Below are 22,339 nucleotides of genomic sequence, written 5' to 3'. Positions count from 1 at the left end.
ACCCACCAGCGCCCGAGGACGTGTACTGCTCGAGTGTCAGCCGACAGGCGCGCTGTTGGCCATTTCCTGGGCAAAGGTCTCGTTGTAGGTCTTGAGGACCTTCGTGACCATGCCGGTGATCTGGTTGAAGATCAGCGAACCGTTCTCGAAGTCACTGCGCAGGCCGTCCGGGATCGAGTACTCGTCCGAGATCGGCAATCCCAGTTCACCCGCGTCGGAACCGAAACTCTGCCACGACTTGAAGATCTCGCCGAGCACGGTGAACACTCCGCCGTTCGGCGAGGTGTAGACAGCGCCGTTCTGGAACAGCGCACCCTGGTTGCCGAGCTTCGCCTGCAGAATTCCGGACAGTGCCTGGCCGAGGCGTCCGATCTCGCCACCTTCGGCGATCCACTTCTGCGCGAGCGGTGAATTGTCGGTGATCTGCAGAATCTGGGTGACCAGATCCGGGATCGACGAACCGGTGCCACCGGTGACCGTGTCGACCGGAGTGGTCGGCTTGGGCGCAGGCGTCGACGGATTGGAAGGGTTCGAGGGGTTCAACGTTCCCCCGATGTTCGCGGCCGCGATGTTCCGGATGTCGTTCATGTGTGCGTATGCGGCATCACCCGGGCACGCGGTGTTTCCGACGTCGCGGTGGGCGAAGATGATCGGCAGATCGACTGCTGCGCCCTGCGGGTACGGCGTGAACTCGGTGCCCTCGGAGTACATCGTCGTTCTGCCCTTGGGATCGAGTCCGGCCATACCGAGCTTCCAACCGAGGAACTTGCCGACGGCGTTGAGCGTCGCCTGCGAAGGCTCGACGGTGGAGTAGTCGCCCATCATCGCGATACCGGTGGTGTTCTCGTTGAATCCACCCGCGTGTGCACCCTGAACTGCCTTGTCGAGTCCGCCTGCGCGGCCTTCGAAGGTCTGACCGTACTTGTCGACGAGGACGTTGTATCCGACGTCGCACCAGCCGAGCGTCTGTGCGTGGTAGGCGTAGATCGAGCGGACGATGCCGGCCGATTCTTCCTTGGTGTAGTTGTTGCTGCCCGCGGTGTGGTGGACAGTTGCTCCACCGGTGAAGTCGTCGTACGTGGGGGAGTCGCAGCGAAGTGACTCGTCTGCTCCCCACTGTGCGCGGGTGATGACGGAGGGTCCACTGCCGCCGAGCGGTGCCGCGACTGCCTGCAGATTGCTGTCCGCGTCGCTGGTACCCGGATCGATCAACACTGCGGTAACGGCATCTGCTGCCGTCGTCGCCTGGCGAAGCGGCTTGGACACCGAAGCCGGGGTGTACCCGAGTTCGCCGGTGGCTGCGGGTGCTTCCGCAGGCACAGGTGCTTCGGCCGGCGCTTCGGCAGGCACAGGCGCTTCAGCAGGTGCTTCGACAGGTGCGGGTGCGGCTTCCGGAGCCGGCACAGCTTCGGCCGCGGGGGCAGCGACACCCTGCGGGGTGAGGATCTGGATGGACTTGGTGGCGCCGACGAAGACCGGTTCGGTGGCGGTACCGGAGTTGGTGGCCTGATCCGAGCTGGCGGAGTCGATGGCGTCAGGGGTGAACCACGGGCCCCAGGTGCCGTCTTCGGCCAGGGCGCGGACCTTGGACTGCGCCGAGGCGAGCGTGTCCGAGGTCAACGCGACCATGCTGAACGGAGTGTCGCGGGTGACTTCCTTGACCACGGCACCTGGCTCTTCCTCGGAAGGAACCGGAGCGGTTTCGGTCGGGGCGCCGGGAGCAGCGGGTGCCGGGAACAGCTCGGTCGGCAACGTGATCCCTGGAGGTAGCGGGATTTCGGTCGGGAGCTTGAGGTTTCTGAGATCACCGAGGTTGATGTCGGGGAGATCGAGACCGGTCAGCTCCTTGACCGGAATGATGATGTCGGGCACCGACGCGAGGAGCACCTCTGCGATCTGGGTCGGCACTGCTACTGACGTCGTCTCGTTCGCGGAACGTACATCGGACGTAGTGCTCGTGAAGCCGTAGACCGCAAAAGGACTTGCGACAGCCACTGCGGCTACAGCCCCGAGTACGAGCGAGGGCTTCGGTCGACGGTGTGGCAAGGGATTACTCCTCGGTTGTAGTTACTTGCGAGCGAACTTCAGGGCCGATGACGGCCGTGAACGGAATCCTTCAAAACCGGATCCGAGCAGGTCGGATGCCATGTTCTGGGGTTGAACTCCAGTTTTCGGACGCGTACGTCTGCAACTCGTGATGCTGATGTGACTCGTGTGACTGGTGTTGCTAACTCCAAACACTCTTGCCACACTAGTCACAAAAGTCCATAACGCTCAACCTTAGGGTGAGACTTTAGTTAAATCGTTGTGGACTGGCCTGCGCGCGAAGTACCGACTTCGCGGACTCGTGAGGCCGGTAGCGATGAGGAGAGCATTGATGGCGAGAAGCGGAAGAAGCGGAACTGCAGGTAAGAGGCCTGTGTCCGGTCGCGCAGGTCGCTTTCTGGTGGGCGGACCCGGGAGGCGAACCTCGCTGATGCGGATCTCGGTCCTCGGTCTCGTTCCGGCTCTTGCGCTCGGCGTCGCGATCGGAGGTTTCACGCAAATCCGCGCTGACGAGCCGTCGATCCTGCACGCCGTCGCTGCCGACACGCAATTCACGCTCTCCGGGCACGGCAACGGACATGGCCGTGGAATGGGCCAGTGGGGCGCTTACGGCTACGCCAAGAACGACGGCTGGTCCGGCGAGCGAATCCTCAGTCACTACTACGGGGGAACCGTCCTGGACTCGATGCCGCCTGCCCAGATGAGTGTGCGGCTCACAGCCCAGGACAACTCGACGCTCGACGTCTACTCCGACGCCGGCCTCGTGGTCAACGGTCAGCGCACCGCGCCCGGCGAGGCTGCCCATCTCACTGCACTGCCCGGTGGCGGTGCGCAGGTGGTTGTCACCAGCGGGTGTGGTGGCGGGGTTGTCTGGGAAGCGGTCACCGAGCATCCGTGGGTGGATCCTGTGGATCTCAGTCCCGATCGACCCGCCGACCAGTTCCTGAAGCTGTGCAACAACGACGCGCCCTATCGAGGCGCCCTCGGCGTAGTGCTCGACAACGGCTCGGCTCGGACAGTCAATCTCCTCGACATGGAGGACTACCTGCTCGGCGTGGTGCCGGTCGAGGCGAAAGCCGAATGGGCCGATTCCGGTGGGGCCGAAGCACTACGGGCGCAAGCCGTGGCGGCGCGCTCGTACGCTGCGACCGAGCATCGCAGCTCGTACGCCGACACGTGCGACACTCAGGACTGCCAGGTCTACGGCGGAGCGGGCAAGGAAGATCCCCGCACCACCGAAGCCGTCCGGTCCACCGCCGGCGCCGTTCTGTCGCGTGACGGCAAGATTGTTGCCACCGAATTCTCCTCGTCCACAGGAGGTTACAGCTCCGGCGGTGAATTCCCGGCCGTCGAGGATCTCGGTGACGCCCTTTCGCCCAATCACGACTGGACAGTGAATCTGACCGCGGGTGAGATTGCGGACGCCTTCGATGTGGGCGAGCTGCAATCGCTCAAGATTCTCTCGCGCAACGGATTCGGTACCGACGGCGGGCGAGTGACGGCAGTCGAGGTAGTCGGAACAGATGCAACTGTTGGCGCCACCGGAATTCAGTTCCGCCAGAAACTCGGCCTGAAATCGGACTGGTTCACCATCGGCGACGGCGCTGGTGTGGTAGTGGCACCGGATTCGGAATCGACAGTGCCGGAATCCAATTCGCCATCCGACGATCCATCGGGTACGGTTACGGAGACGCAGATCGAGAAGAAGTATCGGGAGCTCGGCGGTGAAAGCGGCTCTCTCGGTGCTCCTGCCGGCCCGGAGATGCAGTTGCCCTCCGAAGCAGGCACTTTCCGTGTCTACGAAAACGGAACCATCATCTGGACAAAGGTTTTGGGTGCGCAGGTAGTTGATGCCAACGTGCTCCGCGAGTGGATACCGACGGGCGGAAGCTAGGGGAAGGTCGGTCGGTAGCGACTCGCACGTATCGACTCTGAAGGGTCTCTGCCGTAACCCGGCGGAGACCCTTCAGGTCGTTCAGGGTTCGTTGCTTGTCGGTCAGATGGTCGGAGCGTCGCCGAGCAAGCGGTACTCGAGCCACAACTCCGCACGTTCTGTGGGGGAGCCGAGGTCCAGTTGGAGAAGGCTCTCGATCCGAGCGAGTCTGCTGCGCAACGTATGCCGATGAATATTCAGCGCTGTGGCTGCGGCGTCGCCCACCCCGTTGTGTGCCAACCACATGGCCAAGGTCCGGTAGAGATCGCTACCGCCCTTCGCTTCCAGAAGCGGGCGCAAGTGTGCCGCCGCGAATGCCGTCGAGCGATCCTGGTCGAGAAATGCGGATAATCCGCTCTCCGAGAGTTCGGCGAACCGCATCGAAGGCAGGTTGCGGGCACCGGCCTCGGCTGCTGCTTGCGCGGCTTGGCGTCTGGCGCGCGAGAGATCGTCCCACCACAGCATGTCCGACACGCCGACGGTGACGTCGATTTCGTTGACACGGGCGAGGATTCGCCCGCTGTCGGTAGCCGAGACGACGGCAATCAGCGCACCGTCGGTGATGCCGAACGCCAGATCGCGGCTGAGACCATCGAGCAGTGAGACGGACACGCTCTCGAGCAGGCCACTCGGGCCCGCTACGTGGAAGACCTGGAAAGGCTCGACCGGAAATCCTCCCCACAGTTCCCCGGAGATGTTGCGGGCGAGCGCATTCTGTCCTTCGAACAGCTGATGCATCGCCACGGTACGCAAATGGTTCATCGTCAACTGCGCATCTCGGGTTCGAGCCGTCATCAACGTGAGCAGAGACGCGGCGGCGATGACGATGCCCTGATTCAGAGAGCCGACGGCGCCGGGGCAGCCGGCGACGAGGTACCCCATCAGCTTTCCCCTCGACGTCAGCAGAGGATGGGAGATGACGTCCTCGTTCTCACTCGTGAGGAAACTGACTTCCATCGGGCGGGCGTCGCGCTCGGGGGCAGTTCGCTCGATTCCTGCGGCCGCGGCGGTGTGTGAGATCTCGACGGTATGGCCGGCCGAGTCCAGCAGAGCCGCCCATCCGCCGATCAATTCCGCCACCCGTCGTACGACTGCCCGGGTGCCGTTGACCGTCACCGCAGCTTGAAGCAGTCGCCGCAGGCTCTGGTAATTGCTGCGCAGCGCTTTCATGTCGTCGTCGGATTGCGCCTTCGACACCGCTTTGGTCAGGGCGATGAAAGGTGTTCGCAATGGGACGTCGAGAAGGGGCACACTGAAACGGGTGGCCGCATCCACCAGAGTCTGTGGCGCCTGCTCGTATCCGAGGCCGGTTCCGAAACCGATTCCGGCAATTCCGGCCGCCACCAGGGTCCGTACGAATCGGGTCGTTTCCGCGGCCGTCGTCGGTAGTGACACCCCGGTGATGAGTAGTAGTTCACCGCCGTCGAGGAAGGGCGTCGGGTCGGGAAGTTCGGAGACATGTGCCCAGGTCAGGGTGCGATCGAGCTGGTCGTGCCCCGCCAGGACGCGAAGGCCGAACTGTTCGGTCGCACAAAGCTGGCGGAGCGTGATGGGCATGGGTCCAGTCTGACACCTCGGACTCGCCACTTTGTAGTGCCTGCGGTCACGTTTGTACAAAGTGGAGCCTGACGCGAGCTTGCCGAAGGTCCGACACTGGCGCTATCGAAAATGCGCTCCGGATAGAGCGCCACCGAGATCCACCCTCCCGAACAGCCCACAAGGAGTACTGATGTCCAGTACAGACCAGCCGGCACTTCAGCACACGCTGAAGAAGCGGCATCTGTCGATGATTGCGATCGCAGGCGTCATCGGCGCCGGACTGTTCGTCGGCTCCGGTGTGGCGATCCAGGAGACGGGACCCGGTGTCCTGATTTCCTACGCGCTTGCCGGCGTAGTCGTCATCCTCGTGATGCGCATGCTCGGCGAGATGTCGGCAGCGTCGCCGGAAACCGGCTCGTTCTCCTCGTACGCCGACAAGGCCATCGGCCGCTGGGCGGGCTTCTCGATCGGCTGGCTGTACGCGTGGTTCTGGATCATCGTGCTCGGCATCGAGGCCACCGCCGGTGCCCTCATCATGAATCGTTGGGTTCCCGGCGTTCCCCAGTGGACCTGGGCTCTGATTCTGATGATCGTGCTGACGCTGACCAACATCATCTCGGTCAAGTCGTTCGGCGAGTTCGAGTTCTGGTTCGCTTCCATCAAGGTCGTCGCCATCATCGCGTTCCTCGGCATGGGCATCGTGGCGATCTGCGGATGGATGCCCGGCGTCGAAGCACCGGGAATGACCAACCTGACCGGTCACGGCGGTTTCCTGCCGAACGGAACAGGAGCCATGCTCGCCGCAGTCCTTGTGGTCGTGTTCTCGTTCTTCGGCGCCGAAATCGCCACCATCGCCGCCGGTGAATCGGCCAACCCGCTCGAAGCTGTTCGCGCTGCCGTCAAGTCCGTCGTCTGGCGAATTCTCATCTTCTACATCGGCTCGATCGCGGTGGTCGTCACCCTGCTTCCCTGGGACAGCGCGTCGGTCGCGCTCAGCCCGTACGTCGCCGTCATGGACTCCTACGGCATTCCGGCCGCGGGCAACATCATGGACGTCGTCGTCCTCACGTCGGTTCTGTCCTGCCTCAACTCCGGTCTCTACACCGCGAGCCGCATGATCTTCTCCCTCGCCGGCCGCGGCGACGCCCCCAAGTCGCTCTCACGTATCGAGAAGACCGGCGTCCCGATGCGCGCTGTCCTGGTCTCGACGATCGTCGGCTTCCTGACCGTCGGCATGAACTACCTCTCCCCGGACAAGGTCTTCCTGTTCCTGGTCAACTCCTCCGGTGCGATCGCACTGTTCGTCTGGCTCGTCATCTCGGTGTCCCAGCTGCGCACCCGCCGCAAGCTCGAAGCTTCGGGCCAGGAGCTGGAACTCAAGATGTGGTTCTTCCCGTACCTGACCTACGCCACGATCGCCGCCATCATCGCGCTCTGCATCGGCATGCTCACCCTGGACTCGACGCGCAGCCAGATGATCGTGTCCCTGGGACTTGCAGCGATCCTCGTGGGTATCGGGCTCTACCGATACCGGAACCACAAAGAGACCGAGGACGCCGAACGCGCCGACGCCGAGGTTGTACCCGTGTCCGAGAGCGCTCCCACACCCTGACACCAACGTCCCCATCTGCGAGATACTTAGATGTCCTAGTATCGGCCACGGACAGAGAAATCGACGTGAGCACAGCAGATGGGGACAATCATGACCACACCCGAACCGATCGTCATCGTCGACGGGGCCAGGACCCCCGTCGGTAGCTTCGGCGGCGTCTTCAAGGACGTACCCGCACACGAGCTGGGTGCCGCAGCAGCCAAGGCCGCGCTGAGCCGCGCCGGCGTTGCACCCGAAGACATCGACGAGGTCGTCATGGGCTGCATCGGCCAGGTCGGCCCCGACGCCTACAACGCACGCCGCGTGGGCATCGCCGCCGGACTGCCCGAGAACGTTCCCGCCTACACCGTCAACCGCCTCTGTGGCAGCGGCCTGCAGGCCGTGTGGTCGGCGGCGATGCAGATGCGCTGGGGCGCAGCTGCCATCACCCTCGCCGGCGGCGACGAGAGCATGTCCCGCATGCCGTTCTACGATTTCGCCGCCCGCTCGGGCTACAAGCTCGGCGATCGCAGCCTCGTCGACGGCACCGTCGCCATGCTCACCGACCCGTTCAGCAAGGCTCATATGGGCCGCACCGCCGAAGCCGTCGCCCGCAAGTACGGCGTCAGCCGCGAGCAGCAGGACGAGTTCGCCGTGGAATCTCAGCGCCGCGCTGCTACCGACGCAGCCAAGGCAGCATTCGCCGAGGAGATCACTCCCGTCGAGACCGGTGGTCGGCGCTCCGTCACCGTCACCGAAGACGAGCACCCCAAGCCCGGAACCACTGTCGAAACCCTCGCCAAGCTGCGCCCCGCATTCGAAGAGGGCGGATCCGTCACCGCCGGTAACGCGTCGGGCATCAACGACGGCGCCGGCGCCCTCGTCCTCGCTACAGGAACCGAGGCAGCCAAGCGCGGTCTCACCGGACTCGTCACGCTCGAAACCGTCACGACGGCAGCCATGGAGCCCGGCCTGATGGGCTACGCTCCCGTGCTCGCTCTCGAAAAGCTTTTTGCGCAAACAGGATTGAAGCCGTCCGACATCGGCACCGCCGAGGTCAACGAGGCCTTTGCTTCGCAGGCCATCGCCGTCATCCGCGACAGTGGCCTGGATCCGGAGAAGACCAACCCGTACGGCGGAGCAATCGCCCTCGGCCACCCGGTCGGCGCCACCGGAGCCATCCTGACCCTGCGCGCCGCCCGCGACATGGTCCGTCGCGACCTCGAATTCGGCATCGTCACCATGTGCATCGGCGGCGGTCAGGCACTCGCTGCCCTGCTGAAGCGGGTCTGATCATGGCGACCAAGCGCAAGCCGTCGTGGCATGACGACGAGATCACCGCAGTAGCCGAACTGGCCCGTGGTTTCTTCGATCGTGAACTGATCGCCAAGCGTGAGCAGTGGGACGCTCAGCATCGCGTCGACCGGTCCGTGTGGCTCGAAGCCGGCAAGCTCGGCCTGCTGTGCTGCTCGATTCCCGAGGAATACGGCGGGGGCGGTGGAACTTTCGCGCACGATCTTGCAGTCTTCGAGGCGCAGGGCTACTGCGGGGACTATGCACTCGGGAACTCCGTGCACAGTGGCATCGTCGCCCACTACGTGCTCGAGTACGGAAGCGAAGAGCAGAAGAAGGCCTGGCTGCCAGGTATGGCGACGGGCGAGATCCTCGGCGCCATCGGAATGACCGAGCCGGGAACAGGTTCCGACCTCAAGGCCATCACCACGTCCGCGACCCGCGACGGTGACCACTACGTCGTGAACGGGTCGAAGACCTTCATCACCAACGGTGGCAGCGCAGACATGATCGTGCTTGCCGTCAAGACCGATCCCAAGGCGGGCGCCAAGGGTGTCTCGCTCCTGATCGTGGATCTGCGTGACTGCGAAGGCTTTGCGGTCGGCCGCGTCCTCGACAAAGTCGGTCAGCACGGCGCCGATACGTCGGAGCTGTCCTTCACCGATGTTCGCGTTCCCGTCTCGAACCTCCTCGGCGAGTCCGAGGGGCTCGGTTTCGGTCAGTTGATGGCGCAGCTGGTGCAGGAGCGTCTCATCATCGGCGCGCAGGCCATCGGCACCATCGAGCGTGCCGTCGAGGAGACCGTCGCGTACACCAAGGCGCGTCAAGCGTTCGGGCACAGCCTCTTCGAGTTCCAGAACACCGCCTTCGAGCTGGCCGAGTGCCAGACGATCGCGCGCACCTGCCGTGTCTTCCTCGACAACTGCATCGAGGATCACCTCAATGGCGAGCTGGACGGCGCAGACGCCGCGATGGTCAAGTACTGGCTGACCGAACAGCAGTGCGCCGTCGTCGACCGGTGCGTGCAGCTCTACGGCGGATACGGCTACATGCGTGAATACCCGATCGCGCGCATGTACGAGGACTCCCGCGTCCAGAAGATCTACGCCGGCGCCAACGAAGTGATGAAGAGCATCATCGCGAAGAGTCTTTGATCACCGGCGTCGAAAACCATTGACACCGACCAGGCACCCACCGAGCATTTCGGTGGGTGCCTTTGTGTGCCTACAAGCGGGATCGAGCTGTTCGGAAGGCAATCACTGATGAGCTTCACCATCGACGTCGGATCGGCGCGCGTCACCCAACTGACGGAGCTGGCGCACTGGCCGTTTCCGCCGCGAGAGCTTTTTCCGCACGCGGGTGATGCGGAGATCGAGGACGCGTCGGCGCGGCTGACACCGGAGTTCTTCGACGCGGGTAGCGGTGACCTCGTACTTGCCATCCACACCTACCTGGTGGAGATCGGCGGCAAGGCCATCGTCGTCGACACCGGCAACGGGAACAGCAAGCACCGGCCGAACCTCCTGCCGCACCACATGTTCGGCACCGACTACCTCTCGCGCTTCGCCGACACCGGCGTCGACTTGGGCGACGTCGATCTGGTGGTCAGCACACATCTGCACCCCGATCATTGTGGTTGGAACACCAACCTCGAGGCCGAAACCTGGCGGCCCACCTTTCCCCGCGCGACCTACATTTTCGACCGCACCGAACTGGCCGCGCTCGAACAACTCGCCGCCGACGGTCCACACGAAGGAGTGGTCTCGGATCTGGCGCAGACCTTCGAGGACAGCGTCCGTCCCGTTCTGGACGGGGCGAAGTGGGAGGCGGTCGACGACGGCCACGTCCTGGCCGAGTCCGAAGGCACACGCGTCGTCGTGCGCAGCGCGCCCGGCCACACGCCGGGCCATATCGTGATCGAGATCCGCACTGCCGACGGCGGCGCCGTCATCGCCGGCGACGTGATCCACCATCCGATCCAGTTTCTGTACCCGGACCTCAGCCAGGGCGGCGACGCGGATCCCGAGATCGCCAGGGTCACCCGCCGCGAACTTCTCGAACGCTGCGCGTCGGAGGGACTGCTTCTACTTCCCGCACACTTCCCCGTCGACGAACCGATCACCATCGAATTCGATTCGAGCGGTGCACCGAGTGCTTCCGGTCTGATCGGTCTTGCAACGTCCTGACTTGCCGCATCGTCGCTGGTGACGCATCCAACCCTCGGCGTCCGAACAGGTCCGATACCCTGGTTCATCGTGACCGCTGCAAATTCAGAGACCGCCCGTGCCCAGTACGACCTGATCGTCGTCGGCTCGGGATTCTTCGGGCTGACCATCGCCGAGCGTGCCGCTACCCAGCTGGGTAAGCGCGTGCTGGTGTTGGATCGCCGTCACCACCTGGGGGGGAACGCATACTCGGAGGCTGAGCCGGAGACCGGCATCGAGGTCCACAAGTACGGTGCCCACCTGTTCCACACCTCCAACAAGAAGGTCTGGGACTACGTCACCCAGTTCACGGAGTTCACGAACTACCAGCACCGCGTCTTCGCGCTGCACAAGGGACAGGCGTACCAGTTCCCGATGGGCCTCGGCCTCGTGTCGCAGTTCTTCGGTCGGTACTTCACTCCCGAAGAGGCACGGGCCCTCATCGCCGAGCAGTCCAGCGAGATCGATTCGAAGGATGCCTCCAACCTCGAAGAGAAGGCGATCTCCCTGATAGGACGCCCGCTCTACGAAGCATTTGTGCGTGACTACACGGCAAAGCAGTGGCAGACCGACCCCACCGAGCTGCCCGCGGCGAACATCAGCCGCCTGCCGGTCCGCTACAACTTCGACAACCGCTACTTCAACGACACGTACGAGGGCCTGCCCGTCGACGGCTACACGGCGTGGCTCGAGAACATGGCAAAGGATCCGAAGATCGAGGTCCGCCTCGACACCGATTACTTCGACGTCCGCGACGAACTGCGCACCGCGAGCCCCGACGCACCCGTCATCTACACGGGCCCGCTCGACCGCTACTTCGACTACTCCGAAGGTTCGCTCGGATGGCGCACCCTCGATTTCGAGACCGAGGTTTTGCCTACCGGAGACTTCCAGGGCACCCCGGTCATGAACTACAACGATGCGGACGTGCCGTTCACCCGCATCCACGAGTTCCGTCACTTCCACCCCGAGCGCGAGTACCCGACCGACAAGACCGTCATCATGCGTGAGTTCTCACGTGCCGCGGAGGCGAAGGACGAGCCGTACTACCCGATCAACACGCCCGAGGATCGCGAGAAGCTCTCCGCGTACCGCTCCCGCGCCAAGAAGGAGACCGCGGAGAACAAGGTCCTCTTCGGCGGGCGTCTCGGCACCTACCAGTACCTGGACATGCACATGGCGATCGCCAGCGCACTGACGATGTTCGAGAACACCCTGCGCCCGCATCTCGAAACGGGTGCGGAATTGGCAGGGGAGAGCGAATGAACGCACGTCATCTACTCGAAGGCGAAGAAGTCGTCACCGGCGACGAGGTGACCTACCTCGGCAAGTCCCTGCTCTCCCGGATCATCCTTCCCCGCGCCGGCGAACCTCTCGACGTCCGCACGCTGTACTTGGAGGAAGCTTCGACCAACAGTCGTCGGGCTCACTCCACCTCGCGGACGTCCGTCGCGCTCGGCGCCGAGACCGAGGTCTCGTTCGCCACGTACTTCAACGCGTTCCCCGCCAGCTACTGGCGTCGATGGTCCATCCTGAAATCTGTGGTCCTTCGACTCGAACTGTCCGGACACGGCCGCGTGGATGTCTACCGTTCCAAGGCGGACTCCTCGCGAATTCACGTGGAAGGCAAGGAATTTGCCGACGGTGATGCCGCGGTCGAACTCGAGGTGGAGCTGGCACCGTTCGAGGACGGCGGCTGGATCTGGTTCGACATCACCACCGATACGGCCGTAGTCGTCGAGAGCGGCGGCTGGTACGCGCCCGTCGAGGCTCCCGGCGAAGCGACGGTCGCCGTTGGTATTCCGACGTTCAATCGCCCGACCGACGCTGTCAAGGCGCTGGCTGCATTGTCCTCGGATCCTCTGGTGTCCGACGTGATCAAGGCCGTCATCATGCCGGACCAGGGCACCCGCAAGGTGCGTGACGAGCCCGGGTTCGCCGAAGCTGCTGCAGCACTTGGTGATCGGCTCGCCATTCACGATCAGGGCAACCTCGGCGGCTCCGGCGGATACAGCCGAATCATGTACGAGGCACTCAAGACCACGCAGTGCCAGCACATCCTGTTCATGGACGACGACATCGAGATCGAACCCGACTCGATCCTTCGCGCGCTTGCTTTCTCGCGCTTCGCGAAGTCGCCGATGCTGGTGGGTGGGCAGATGCTCAACCTGCAGGAACGCAGCCACCTTCATGTGATGGGTGAAGTGGTCAACCGCGGGATCTTCATGTGGTCTGCGGCGCCGAACGTCGAATACGACCACGACTTCTCCAAGAATTCGCTGCGAGATTCGAAACTGCTGCACCGTCGCATCGACGTCGACTTCAACGGGTGGTGGATGTGCATGATCCCGCGCCAGGTCGCGGAAGAGCTCAAGCAGCCGCTGCCACTGTTCATCAAGTGGGACGACTGCGAATACGGTTTGCGCGCAAAGGAAGCCGGATACCCGACCGTCACGTTGCCCGGTGCCGCGATCTGGCACATGGCGTGGAGCGACAAGGACGACGCCATCGACTGGCAGGCGTACTTCCACCTCCGTAACCGTCTGGTGGTGGCCGCGCTCCACATGCCGGGCAACGGCCGCGGCCTGGTCGTCAACACGGTGAAGGCGACTCTCAAGCACCTGCTGTGCCTCGAGTACTCCACCGTTGCGATCCAGAACAAGGCCATCGCAGACTTCCTTGCCGGACCGGAACACGTCGCGAACATGCTGCCCACCGCACTCGGTGAGGTCCATGCCCAGCGCAAGGAGTACCCCGACGCCGTCGTGGTGCCCTCGGCAACCGCACTACCGCTGCCCTCCGGCGCCGAGGTCGGGGACGTCAGCGCGCCGACCAACCCCGTCGCCAAGATCGTCCGCGTCGGCAAGGCCGTGGTACACAACCTCAAGCCTGCGCACCCTGAGCATCACGAGCGTCCTCAGCTCAACGTGCCGACCATCGACGCCAGGTGGTACCTGCTCTCGCAGGTCGACGGCGTCACCGTCACCACCGCCGACGGCCGCGGCGTCGTCTACCGCAAGCGCAACCCCAAGCAGGCACTCGAACTGCTCAAGGAAGCCATGCGTTTGCGCCGCGAACTCGCCGCGCGTTTCCCTGAACTCAAGAAGCAGTACCAGGACGCCGTTCCTTCACTGACCAGCACGGAAAGGTGGGAACGTGTCTTCGGCATCTCCTGAAGTACAGATTCTGGCCGGAATTCAATCGACCGTCGGGCAGCTGCCGGGAGCCGTCAAGGTCGCCCGCGGTATGTCTCACTTCGGTGAGCACTCCCTCGGGTGGATCGCGATCGCTGCCGTCGGAGCTGCTGTGGACAAGCCGCGTCGACGTGAATGGGCCGGAGCAGCCGTCGGAGCATTCGGTGCACACGCCGCCTCCGTGGTGATCAAACGAGTCGTCAGGCGCAAGCGACCTTCCGACCCTTCGGTGCAGGTCAACGTCTCGACACCGAGCAAGCTCAGCTTCCCGTCGTCACACGCGACGTCGACGACGGCGGCGGCTGTGCTGATCGGTCGACTCACCGGGCTACCCTTACCGGCGTTGCTGGTGCCCCCGATGATGCTCTCGCGTCTGGTCCTGGGAGTTCACTACCCGACCGACGTACTCGCCGGAGCGGCACTGGGAGCCGCATCCGCGGCGGTAGTTCGCCGGGTCGAAGAAGCCAGAGCCGAACAGAAATGTGGAGATAAATGAGCGAGGAACCGGCTACGGTCAGCGGACCCCCGAAGTCCCTGCCCGCCGGCATCGTCAAGGCGCTTCGCCCACGTCAGTGGGTCAAGAACGTCCTTGTGCTGGCAGCGCCCATCGCGGCCGGAACCGCCACCGAAGCCGACGTGCTCCTGCCCGTCGCGCTGGCGTTCGTCGTGTTCTGCATGGCGGCATCGGGCATCTACCTCGTCAACGACGCGATGGATGTCGAAGCCGACCGTGCTCACCCCACGAAGCGATTCCGTCCCATCGCGGCCGGAGTTCTACCCGTCAACATCGCGTACGGCATGGCAGTCGTGCTGCTTGCCGGTGCGATCGGGCTGTCCTTCCTGGCCAACTGGCAACTCGCCGTGGTCATGGGCGTGTACATCGTCATCCAGCTCGCCTACTGCTTCGGTCTCAAGCATCAGGCCGTCATCGACATCTGCATCGTCTCGTCCGGCTTCCTGCTTCGAGCGATCGCCGGTGGCGTTGCCGCCGAGATCGATCTCTCGCAGTGGTTCCTGCTGATGATGGCGTTCGGCTCACTCTTCATGGCGGCAGGCAAGCGCTACGCCGAACTGCAGTTGGCCGAGAAGACCGGCGCGAAGATCCGTAAGTCCCTCGAGAGCTACACGATGACGTACCTGCGTTTCGTGTGGACGATGGCAGCGACGACGCTGGTCCTCTGCTACGGACTGTGGGCGTTCCAACAGGACGCCATCAAGGGCACCAACTGGTATGCCATCTCGATGGTGCCTTTCACCATCGCGGTGCTGCGATATGCGGTGGACGTCGACGGCGGCGAAGCCGGAGAGCCTGAGGAGATCGCGCTCGGTGACCGGGTGCTGCAACTCCTCGCGATTGCGTGGATCGGAGTAGTGGGTGTCGCTGTCTACCTCGTCTGAGCCACGCACCGAGGCCGACCCGCACGTCGACACTGCGGCGAATCGCACCACCCTCAGTCGAGGAGTTTTTCTCGGCGGGGTGGTGCTTGCTGCTGCCCTCATGTTCTGGGGGGCGTGGGAGCGTCGCTGGATCGCCGACGACGGACTCATCGTCTTGCGAACCGTCCGCAACCTGCTCGCGGGGAACGGCCCGGTCTTCAATGCGGGGGAGCGTGTCGAGGCGAACACGAGTACCGCGTGGACATACATCGTCTACGCGTTCAGTTGGCTCACGCAGATCCGCCTCGAATACGTCGTTCTGACGATCGCGCTCGTACTCTCGACTGCTGCCGTCGTGCTGGCGATGCTCGGCACCGGTCGTCTGTACCGAGGCGTTCGGCCGTCGGCGGGCGGAACGATCCTGCTGGTACCGGCAGGTGTTCTCGTCTACATCGCGGTTCCGCCTGCGCGAGATTTCGCCACTTCCGGGCTCGAGACTTGCTTGGTGATCTTCTGGATCGCGCTCCTGTGGCTACTGCTCGTTCGGTGGGCGCAGGCGTCGACGCCGTCCACGGCGTCGATCCTGACTCTCTCGTTCGTGGCAGGCCTCGGACCATTGGTTCGACCCGAGATGGCAATTCCCGGTGCTGCCGCGTTGATGATGATCGTTCTCTCCGCAGGCCTGACCTGGAAGATTCGCGCACTGATCGTGGTAGTCGCCGGACTTGTGCCTGTGGGCTATCAGATCTGGCGAATGGGCTATTACGCCCTGCCGTACCCGAACACCGCGGTGTCGAAGGACGCCGGTGGCGCGAAGTGGGCGCAGGGTTTTGCGTACCTGTGGAACCTCGTCGGGCCGTACCTGCTCTGGCTGCCGCTGCTGTTCCTGCTCATCGGCGCGCTGCTGCTCGTGTGGCGAAGCCGAGCGGACGCACCTGCCACCGCCACCGATCAACCCGCACGCTCGCTGTGGCAGCGCTTTCAGCAGTTTCTGCGCACGCCGCGGGCCGTCGTCACGTTCATCCTCGGCAGTGGGCTGATCCTCGGGATCTACTCTCTGCGCGTCGGCGGCGACTTCATGCACGGCCGCGTCCTGTTGCCGGTGTTGTTCTGCCTGCTCATCCCGGTCGCCGTCATTCCGCTGCGGGTTCCGGCGCGGGCAGCGTTCGGAAGTAACCGCGACACCGCGATCTTCGGAGTCTCGGCGGTGCTGTGGATCGGCACGATCATCTGGGCCTTCTTCGCCGCCAACACGACGGGCATGCCGGAAGGCTCCGTGGTGGGTCGCTCGGGAATCGTCGACGAGCGTGCGTTCTATGCACTCAACACCGGTCACAAGCACCCGATTCTTGCCGAGGACTACCTCGACTATCCGCGAATGCGTGCCATGGTGGAGACCATCGCGCGGACTCCGGAGGGTGGGCTGCTGTTGCCGTCGGCGAGTTACGACTCCTGGTTCGTCGTCCCACCGCCAGGGCCGCTCGAGGAGCCTGCCGAGCACGTCGTCTTCTTCCTCAACCTCGGAATGACGAGCATGAACGTGGGCCTCGACGTTCGGGTGCTCGATCAGATGGGGCTGGCGTACCCCCTGGCAGCACACACCGAGCGCCTCGAAGACGGCCGGATCGGGCACGACAAGAACCTTTACCCGGACTGGGTGGTCGCGGATACCGGAATGATCGACGTTCGCCCGTGGCTGCCGTTCTTCCTCGACGAGGACTGGGTTGCCGACGCGAAGCTGGCCATCACGTGCCCGGAAACGCAGGAGCTGCTCACGTCGTATCGCTCCGAGCTGACCTGGGCCAGATTCAAACAGAACTTCCAGCAGGCTTTCGACTTCGCGAAGTACCGATTCGACCGGGTTCCGGCCTACGAATTGGAACGTTGCGGGCTCGTTCCGCCGGAGCCACCCAAGTGATGTGATCAGCATCACCGACGGTTGAAGGTTTGAATATTTCGATTCAGTAACACCGAATCGATTGGCCACGATGTACTCGAAGACGATTCACCTAACCTGAATCACTCCCTGCGGGTGATGACGGCGTCGCCCGCGGACTGAGACGTAACGGTCTGTCTATTTGTCACAGCTGAACCTGTGACATAAAGTCCAGCGAGCGCAGTGTGACTTGGAAGAGGTCCGCTGCCGACCCGAACTTGTTCGGGCTGGCAGAAAAGCCTGTTCCCCGACGGAATCCGCCGGAGCCACTCCACCGAGTGAGTGCCGCAGACGAAGAGAGAGAGCAGTATCCATGCGTTTTGCCAGAAAGAGGCTGACCCAGCGCCTCAAGCACCGAGCGTTGGCCATCGGTGCCGCAGCACTTGTGCTACCCCTTGCTGCAGGAGTTGCCGGTAGTGCTGTCGCCTCTGCTGCGCCCGCGCACACTGCTCCCAGCCACACCGCCCCCTCGGGCGGATACGACGAGCTGTGGGTGCCCTCCTCGATGGGCAACATCAAGGTCCAGGTCCAGTGGGCCGCACGCGGCGGAAACGCTGCCCTCTACCTCCTCGACGGCCTGCGTGCGCGCAACGACGCCAACGCGTGGAGCTTCGAGACCAACGCGATGGACCAGTACCGCAACGACAACATCACCCTCGTGATGCCCGTCGGCGGCGAGTCCAGCTTCTACAGCGACTGGTATGCACCGTCGAACTTCAACGGTCAGCAGATCACGTACAAGTGGGAAACGTTCCTCACGCAGGAACTCCCCAACTTCCTCGCGAACTACGGCGTCTCGCCGAACAACAACGCGGTTCTCGGTCTCTCGATGGGTGGCAGCGCTGCTCTGACGCTGGCTGCTTACCACCGCGACCAGTTCAAGTTCGCCGGCTCGCTGTCGGGCTACCTGAACATCTCGGCTCCCGGCATGCGCGAGGCAATCCGCGTCGCAATGCTCGATGCCGGTCGCTTCAACGTCGACTCCATGTGGGGACCGCCGTGGAGCCCGTCCTGGCTGCGCAACGACCCGTTCGTCTTCGCACCGCGTCTGCAGGGCCTGTCGATGTACATCTCGTCGGCAAGCGGCCTGCCCGGTGAATACGACCACCCGCGCGCACCGATCGATTACTACAACACGGCTAACGGCATGGGCCTCGAAGCTCTCGCCCTGGTCAACACCCGTGCATTCCAGATCCGCATGAACTCGCTGGGTATCCCGGCCACCTACAGCTTCCCGTCCAACGGCACGCACTCGTGGCCGTACTGGTCGGCAGAGCTGTGGAAGGCTCGCGGCCAGATCCTCGACACCATGAACGCTTGGTGATCGTGCGCCATCCCGTGACCTAGTCACTTCACCAGTGCCGTTCCGGACTCCCTCCAAGGGAAACCGGGACGGCACTTGTGTATTCAGGCGCTGCACGATCGCCTGAGGTCAGTAACAATTGCACCACCAGTAACAGCGCGGCTACCCCAAGCGGGGATCGTTTGCGTGTAGAAATAGTTTCAACGGGGGTCTGGCTGCTCAGGCGGCTACACGATCGACGCGCGGACCGAACGTAAGGAAAGAGAGTGAGCTCATGCGAGTAGGCCTTGCCACGGAGGACCGTCGCCGGTCCCGCGCAACCTTCCGGACAAAGGTCGTCGGCGCACTGGCAGCGATGCTGGTACTGCCGATCGCCGCGGGCTTGACGACGGCCGGAACCGCGGCAGCCGCGCCGGCACCTGCTCAGGCCGCACCGGCCGTGACCCAGAACCCCACCGGCGCAGCGGTCACGAAGGTCGACTGGCTCAGTGAGCGTCGCGTCGCGCTGTGGGTGAACTCTCCCGCGATGGGCACCCCGATTCAGGTGCAGATCCTCTTGGCTCGCGATTGGAACGTCAATCCGTCGGCCAGCTTCCCCTCGGTCTGGATGCTCGACGGTCTTCGCGCGACCGACAACGAGAACGCCTGGACCTACGAAACCGACGCCGAGTCCTTCTACGCGGACAAGAACGTCAACGTCATTCTTCCCGTCGGCGGTCAGTCCAGCTTCTACTCCGACTGGCTCGAGCCCGACAACGGCAAGAACTACCAGTGGGAGACGTTCCTGACCAAGGAACTGCCCCCGATCCTCGAAAAGGACTGGCGGACCACGCAGACGCGCGGTGTCGTCGGACTGTCGATGGGCGGAACGTCCGCGATGTTCCTCACGGCGCGTAACCCCGGCTTCTTCAAGTTCGCGGCTTCGCTGTCCGGCATCCTCACCACCACTTCGCTCGGCATGCCTCAGGCAATCCAGTTCGCGATGACCGACGCCGGTGGATACAACTCCGCCGCGATGTGGGGACCGCCGTCCAACGCACAGTGGGCTGCACACGATCCGTATGCGCTCGCCGAGAAGCTCAAGGGCGTCAGCCTGTACGTCTCGAGTGGTAGCGGTACGACCGGCCCGTACGACCAGCCGTCGGGAATTCCCGGCGTCAGCACCAACTACGCAGGTATGGGCCTCGAGATCCTCGCTCGCCTGACCTCGCAGACCTTCGCGACCAAGCTCAACCAGCTCGGCATCCCCGCGCAGGTCAACTACCGCCCGTCCGGAACCCACTCGTGGCCGTACTGGCAGTTCGAGCTTCATCAGCTGTGGCCGCAGTTGGCCAACGCCATCGGCGTCGAGGTGGAGAAGCCGGCTTGCGGCACTTCGGGTGAGATCGGTGCGACGGCCGCAGCCAACGGTTGGATCGGCGACTGCATCACCCCCGAGTACAGCGTCGCGGGTGGCCTGGCACAGGACTTCCGCAACGGTCGCATCTACTTCACCAGTGGAACGGGCGCCCAGCCTGTCGCCGGTCGTATCGCCGGCGCGTACATGAACACCGGAGCAGCGGCCGGCCCGCTCGGCTTCCCGCGTACTCCCGAACTCGGTACCCCCGACGGACGCGGACGCTTCAACCACTTCCAGAACGGCTCCATCTACTGGACCCCGCAGACCGGCGCTCACCCCGTCAGCGGCGACATCCTCGCCGAGTGGTCCGCACAGGGATGGGAGGGTGGCCCGCTCGGCTACCCGACCGCCGACGAGATCGCGACCCCCGGCAAGCCGGGCAAGGTTCAGGGTTTCGAGATCGGCGCGATGTACAGCAGCGCCAACGGAACTCACGCGGTTCTCGGAATGATCATGGGCAAGTACGGCGAACTCGGTTGGGAAAACGGCTGGCTCGGATTCCCGAAGTCGAACGAGGTTCCGATCAAGGACAACGGACGCTTCACCGAGTTCGAGGGCGGCAACATCTACTGGAGCCCCGGCACCGGTGCATGGTCCGTCGAGAACGGCCCGCTCTTCGACGGCTGGAAGAGCGTCGGATACGAGGGCGGCCGCCTCGGATTCCCGATCAGTGACAAATTCGACATTCCCGGTGGTGTCCAGCAGAACTTCCAGTTCGGCTACATCACGGTGATCGGTGACAAGACAGAAGTTCACTAACTCACAGTGGTGCACGACGGGCGGGCCCGATCACGGATCGGTGCCCGCCCGCGTGCGTTGCGTAACCTGTTGATGGACTTTCGACTGAAGGCAAGGACGGACATTGATGTCGCTTTTCTCGGGTAACCGAAACACTTGTGCACGCGCGATCGCGGTCGGCGCCCTGGCGCTCGCCACGGGTGGTGCGCTTGTCGCGTGCGGTAGTGACGACTCCACTGCAACCTCCAATCCGGTCACCACGACGTCCGCTGCGGCTTCGTCCTCGAGCGGTTCGGCGTCTGCGTCCGCCTCTGCGACCACGACGGCGTCGGCTGCGCCCACCAGTCCAGGAGCAGCAGCCACTGCGCCGCCGGAGCAGCCGCAGAGCATCGAAGGCTTCCCGGGCCCCACAGTCGTCGAGGTCAGTCCAGAGGCACAGAAGTTCCTCGACGGACTGAAGGCGAAGGGCATCACCCCAGCCGGTGACGGAAGCATCGCCGTCAACACGGCCAATTACATCTGCGCTGCCGGTCCTCAGACCGACGACGAGGTCCTGACCTTCGTGACTGCCTTCGTCGGCCAGGAAGCGTCGGCGGAAGGCAAGCAGATCACTCCCGAGCAGGCAGGTGCGAACGCTCAGATCTATATCGACGTCGCCAACACCACCTACTGCAAGTAGGCGCGGGTCATGGCGAGGTCTGGAAAGCGTCGTGGGTGCCTGATCCCGCTGCTGATCATTCTTGTGGTCGCAGCGGTCGTGATCGGCGGTTGGTACATCCTGGCCGGGCGGGTGCCTTCGCCGACTCCGATCCCGCCGAGTCCGGAGCCACCGGTCTCTCAGCCGGCCAGTTGCCCCGATGTCCAGGTAGTAGCCATACCGGGTACGTGGGAGTCGAGCGCTACCGACGACCCGTACAACCCGACGGCCAATCCGGCGTCGTTGATGCTGAACGTGACCCGTCCTCTTCAGGAGAAGTTCGATAGTTCGAGGGCCGACGTCTACACCGTTCCTTACGTCGCACAGTTTTCGAATCCGGTTGCGATCCCGCCGGACGGACAGCAGTCCTACAACAACAGCCGGGCTGCGGGAACTGCTGCCGCTAACGACCTTCTGATGAAGCGGCACGCCGAGTGCCCGCTCACGAGCTACGTCCTGACCGGATTTTCCCAGGGCGCGGTGATCGCGGGTGACGTCGCCGCGAGTATCGGCGACGGTACCGGCGCGGTGCCTGCCGATCTGGTTCTGGGCGTGGGCTTGATTGCCGACGGTCGGCGCGATCCGGCGTTCGGGAACACGGTTGGCCCGAGCGTTGCCGGTGTCGGCGCCGAGCTGTCGCTGAACGGGCTGAAGCTTCCCGGTCTCACGATGACCGGCCCGAGGCCAGGCGGATTCGGCGACCTCAACGACCGGACTTATCAGATCTGCGCGCCGAGCGACGGTATCTGCGACGCTCCGGCCGCCGCTCTCAATCCGACCAACTGGTTGAGTTCGGCGCCGCGGCTTCTCGAGTACTACAACAACCCTGTGCACGCGATGTACAACTCCTTCCAAGTCGATCAGAACGGCACGACGGCCACCCAATGGATGGCACAGTGGGCTGCGGAGAAGATCGACGCCGCACCGACACCGCCCCACAGTTGAGTCACCGCCGCACTGTTGATTCGTCACAATCGGGCGTCTCGGGAGTTCGCTCGCGGGTAATCTGCTCGTTTGGTCCCGGTAGAGTGCTGCACGGTCCGGGGGCGTCCTCTACAGTGCTGTCACGTAAGTGACTGGCGAGTAGGT

Annotated in this window: 16 protein-coding genes; 14 read left to right on the top strand and 2 right to left on the bottom strand. The window is 63.9% G+C overall.

Going from position 1 to position 22,339, the window contains the following annotated elements:
* Window positions 1–36: 36 nt before the first annotated feature.
* Window positions 37–2,046 carry an N-acetylmuramoyl-L-alanine amidase gene (locus tag ACKAMS_RS07275; RefSeq protein ID WP_408988815.1) on the bottom strand — a complete coding sequence of 670 codons (2,010 nt, stop codon included), beginning with the start codon at window positions 2,044–2,046 and terminating at the stop codon, window positions 37–39.
* A gap of 331 nt (window positions 2,047–2,377) precedes the next feature.
* On the opposite strand from ACKAMS_RS07275, the gene ACKAMS_RS07270 reads away from it, so the two are divergent.
* Complete coding sequence (locus ACKAMS_RS07270; RefSeq protein WP_408988814.1) at window positions 2,378–3,940, top strand: SpoIID/LytB domain-containing protein; 1,563 nt, start codon at window positions 2,378–2,380, stop codon at window positions 3,938–3,940.
* A gap of 102 nt (window positions 3,941–4,042) precedes the next feature.
* On the opposite strand, the gene ACKAMS_RS07265 is transcribed toward ACKAMS_RS07270, so the two are convergent.
* The gene (locus ACKAMS_RS07265) at window positions 4,043–5,536 is read right to left on the bottom strand and encodes a PucR family transcriptional regulator (RefSeq protein ID WP_003943944.1); all 1,494 of its coding nucleotides are present in this window, start codon (window positions 5,534–5,536) and stop codon (window positions 4,043–4,045) included.
* A gap of 172 nt (window positions 5,537–5,708) precedes the next feature.
* On the opposite strand from ACKAMS_RS07265, the gene ACKAMS_RS07260 reads away from it, so the two are divergent.
* The 13 genes from ACKAMS_RS07260 to ACKAMS_RS07200 all read left to right on the top strand — a co-directional run bounded on the left by ACKAMS_RS07260 (window position 5,709) and on the right by ACKAMS_RS07200 (window position 22,195).
* A complete protein-coding gene (locus tag ACKAMS_RS07260) occupies window positions 5,709–7,130 on the top strand; it encodes an amino acid permease (RefSeq protein ID WP_408988813.1) in 1,422 nt (473 codons plus the stop codon).
* Window positions 7,131–7,220: 90 nt separating this feature from the next.
* Window positions 7,221–8,402: a thiolase family protein gene (locus ACKAMS_RS07255; protein WP_007731825.1), complete on the top strand. Its 1,182-nt coding sequence runs from the start codon at window positions 7,221–7,223 to the stop codon at window positions 8,400–8,402.
* A 2-nt stretch (window positions 8,403–8,404) separates the two neighbouring features.
* Window positions 8,405–9,556: an acyl-CoA dehydrogenase family protein gene (locus ACKAMS_RS07250; RefSeq protein ID WP_408988812.1), complete on the top strand. Its 1,152-nt coding sequence runs from the start codon at window positions 8,405–8,407 to the stop codon at window positions 9,554–9,556.
* Between the two features lie 108 nt (window positions 9,557–9,664).
* The gene (locus ACKAMS_RS07245) at window positions 9,665–10,588 is read left to right on the top strand and encodes an MBL fold metallo-hydrolase (RefSeq protein ID WP_408988811.1); all 924 of its coding nucleotides are present in this window, start codon (window positions 9,665–9,667) and stop codon (window positions 10,586–10,588) included.
* Between the two features lie 69 nt (window positions 10,589–10,657).
* On the top strand, window positions 10,658–11,872 hold the full coding sequence (glf, locus tag ACKAMS_RS07240) for a UDP-galactopyranose mutase (protein ID WP_046377735.1): 1,215 nt from the start codon (window positions 10,658–10,660) through the stop codon (window positions 11,870–11,872).
* Window positions 11,869–13,782, top strand: a complete 1,914-nt coding sequence (locus tag ACKAMS_RS07235; RefSeq protein ID WP_092765756.1) for a glycosyltransferase — start codon at window positions 11,869–11,871, stop codon at window positions 13,780–13,782. The genes glf and ACKAMS_RS07235 overlap by 4 nt, the downstream gene beginning before the upstream one ends.
* Entirely contained in the window at window positions 13,763–14,296 is a 534-nt protein-coding gene (locus ACKAMS_RS07230) for a phosphatase PAP2 family protein (protein WP_003943893.1), read from the top strand. Before ACKAMS_RS07235 ends, ACKAMS_RS07230 begins: the two co-directional genes overlap by 20 nt.
* A complete protein-coding gene (locus ACKAMS_RS07225) occupies window positions 14,293–15,198 on the top strand; it encodes a decaprenyl-phosphate phosphoribosyltransferase (protein ID WP_003943808.1) in 906 nt (301 codons plus the stop codon). Before ACKAMS_RS07230 ends, ACKAMS_RS07225 begins: the two co-directional genes overlap by 4 nt.
* Window positions 15,176–17,095: a flagellar motor control protein ZomB gene (gene zomB, locus ACKAMS_RS07220; RefSeq protein WP_029254208.1), complete on the top strand. Its 1,920-nt coding sequence runs from the start codon at window positions 15,176–15,178 to the stop codon at window positions 17,093–17,095. Before ACKAMS_RS07225 ends, zomB begins: the two co-directional genes overlap by 23 nt.
* A 331-nt stretch (window positions 17,096–17,426) precedes the next feature.
* Window positions 17,427–18,437, top strand: coding sequence for an alpha/beta hydrolase family protein (locus tag ACKAMS_RS07215; protein ID WP_020905770.1), 1,011 nt, complete (start codon window positions 17,427–17,429; stop codon window positions 18,435–18,437).
* Window positions 18,438–18,690: 253 nt separating this feature from the next.
* Window positions 18,691–20,574 (top strand): alpha/beta hydrolase-fold protein, encoded by a 1,884-nt coding sequence (locus tag ACKAMS_RS07210; protein WP_020905771.1) that lies wholly within the window; start codon window positions 18,691–18,693, stop codon window positions 20,572–20,574.
* A gap of 106 nt (window positions 20,575–20,680) precedes the next feature.
* A complete protein-coding gene (locus ACKAMS_RS07205; RefSeq protein WP_019746408.1) occupies window positions 20,681–21,232 on the top strand; it encodes a DUF732 domain-containing protein in 552 nt (183 codons plus the stop codon).
* A 9-nt stretch (window positions 21,233–21,241) separates the two neighbouring features.
* Entirely contained in the window at window positions 21,242–22,195 is a 954-nt protein-coding gene (locus ACKAMS_RS07200; RefSeq protein ID WP_408988810.1) for a cutinase family protein, read from the top strand.
* Window positions 22,196–22,339: the final 144 nt, after the last annotated feature.

It is taken from the genome of Rhodococcus sp. 5A-K4, from assembly GCF_046097995.1.
Classification (GTDB): domain Bacteria; phylum Actinomycetota; class Actinomycetes; order Mycobacteriales; family Mycobacteriaceae; genus Rhodococcus_F; species Rhodococcus_F erythropolis.
The sequence above is the reverse complement of the archived record's forward strand: the minus strand, read 5'-3'. Positions and strand labels throughout refer to the sequence as shown.

What these genes read in the sequence shown, in the direction of transcription:
- ACKAMS_RS07270 (WP_408988814.1), top strand. Translation starts at nt 2,378, where the DNA reads ATGGCGAGAAGCGGAAGAAGCGGAACTGCAGGTAAGAGGCCTGTGTCC.
- ACKAMS_RS07265 (WP_003943944.1), bottom strand. Translation starts at nt 5,536, where the DNA reads ATGCCCATCACGCTCCGCCAGCTTTGTGCGACCGAACAGTTCGGCCTT.
- ACKAMS_RS07260 (WP_408988813.1), top strand. Translation starts at nt 5,709, where the DNA reads ATGTCCAGTACAGACCAGCCGGCACTTCAGCACACGCTGAAGAAGCGG.
- ACKAMS_RS07255 (WP_007731825.1), top strand. Translation starts at nt 7,221, where the DNA reads ATGACCACACCCGAACCGATCGTCATCGTCGACGGGGCCAGGACCCCC.
- ACKAMS_RS07250 (WP_408988812.1), top strand. Translation starts at nt 8,405, where the DNA reads ATGGCGACCAAGCGCAAGCCGTCGTGGCATGACGACGAGATCACCGCA.
- ACKAMS_RS07245 (WP_408988811.1), top strand. Translation starts at nt 9,665, where the DNA reads ATGAGCTTCACCATCGACGTCGGATCGGCGCGCGTCACCCAACTGACG.
- ACKAMS_RS07235 (WP_092765756.1), top strand. Translation starts at nt 11,869, where the DNA reads ATGAACGCACGTCATCTACTCGAAGGCGAAGAAGTCGTCACCGGCGAC.
- ACKAMS_RS07225 (WP_003943808.1), top strand. Translation starts at nt 14,293, where the DNA reads ATGAGCGAGGAACCGGCTACGGTCAGCGGACCCCCGAAGTCCCTGCCC.
- ACKAMS_RS07215 (WP_020905770.1), top strand. Translation starts at nt 17,427, where the DNA reads ATGCGTTTTGCCAGAAAGAGGCTGACCCAGCGCCTCAAGCACCGAGCG.
- ACKAMS_RS07210 (WP_020905771.1), top strand. Translation starts at nt 18,691, where the DNA reads ATGCGAGTAGGCCTTGCCACGGAGGACCGTCGCCGGTCCCGCGCAACC.
- ACKAMS_RS07205 (WP_019746408.1), top strand. Translation starts at nt 20,681, where the DNA reads ATGTCGCTTTTCTCGGGTAACCGAAACACTTGTGCACGCGCGATCGCG.
- ACKAMS_RS07200 (WP_408988810.1), top strand. Translation starts at nt 21,242, where the DNA reads ATGGCGAGGTCTGGAAAGCGTCGTGGGTGCCTGATCCCGCTGCTGATC.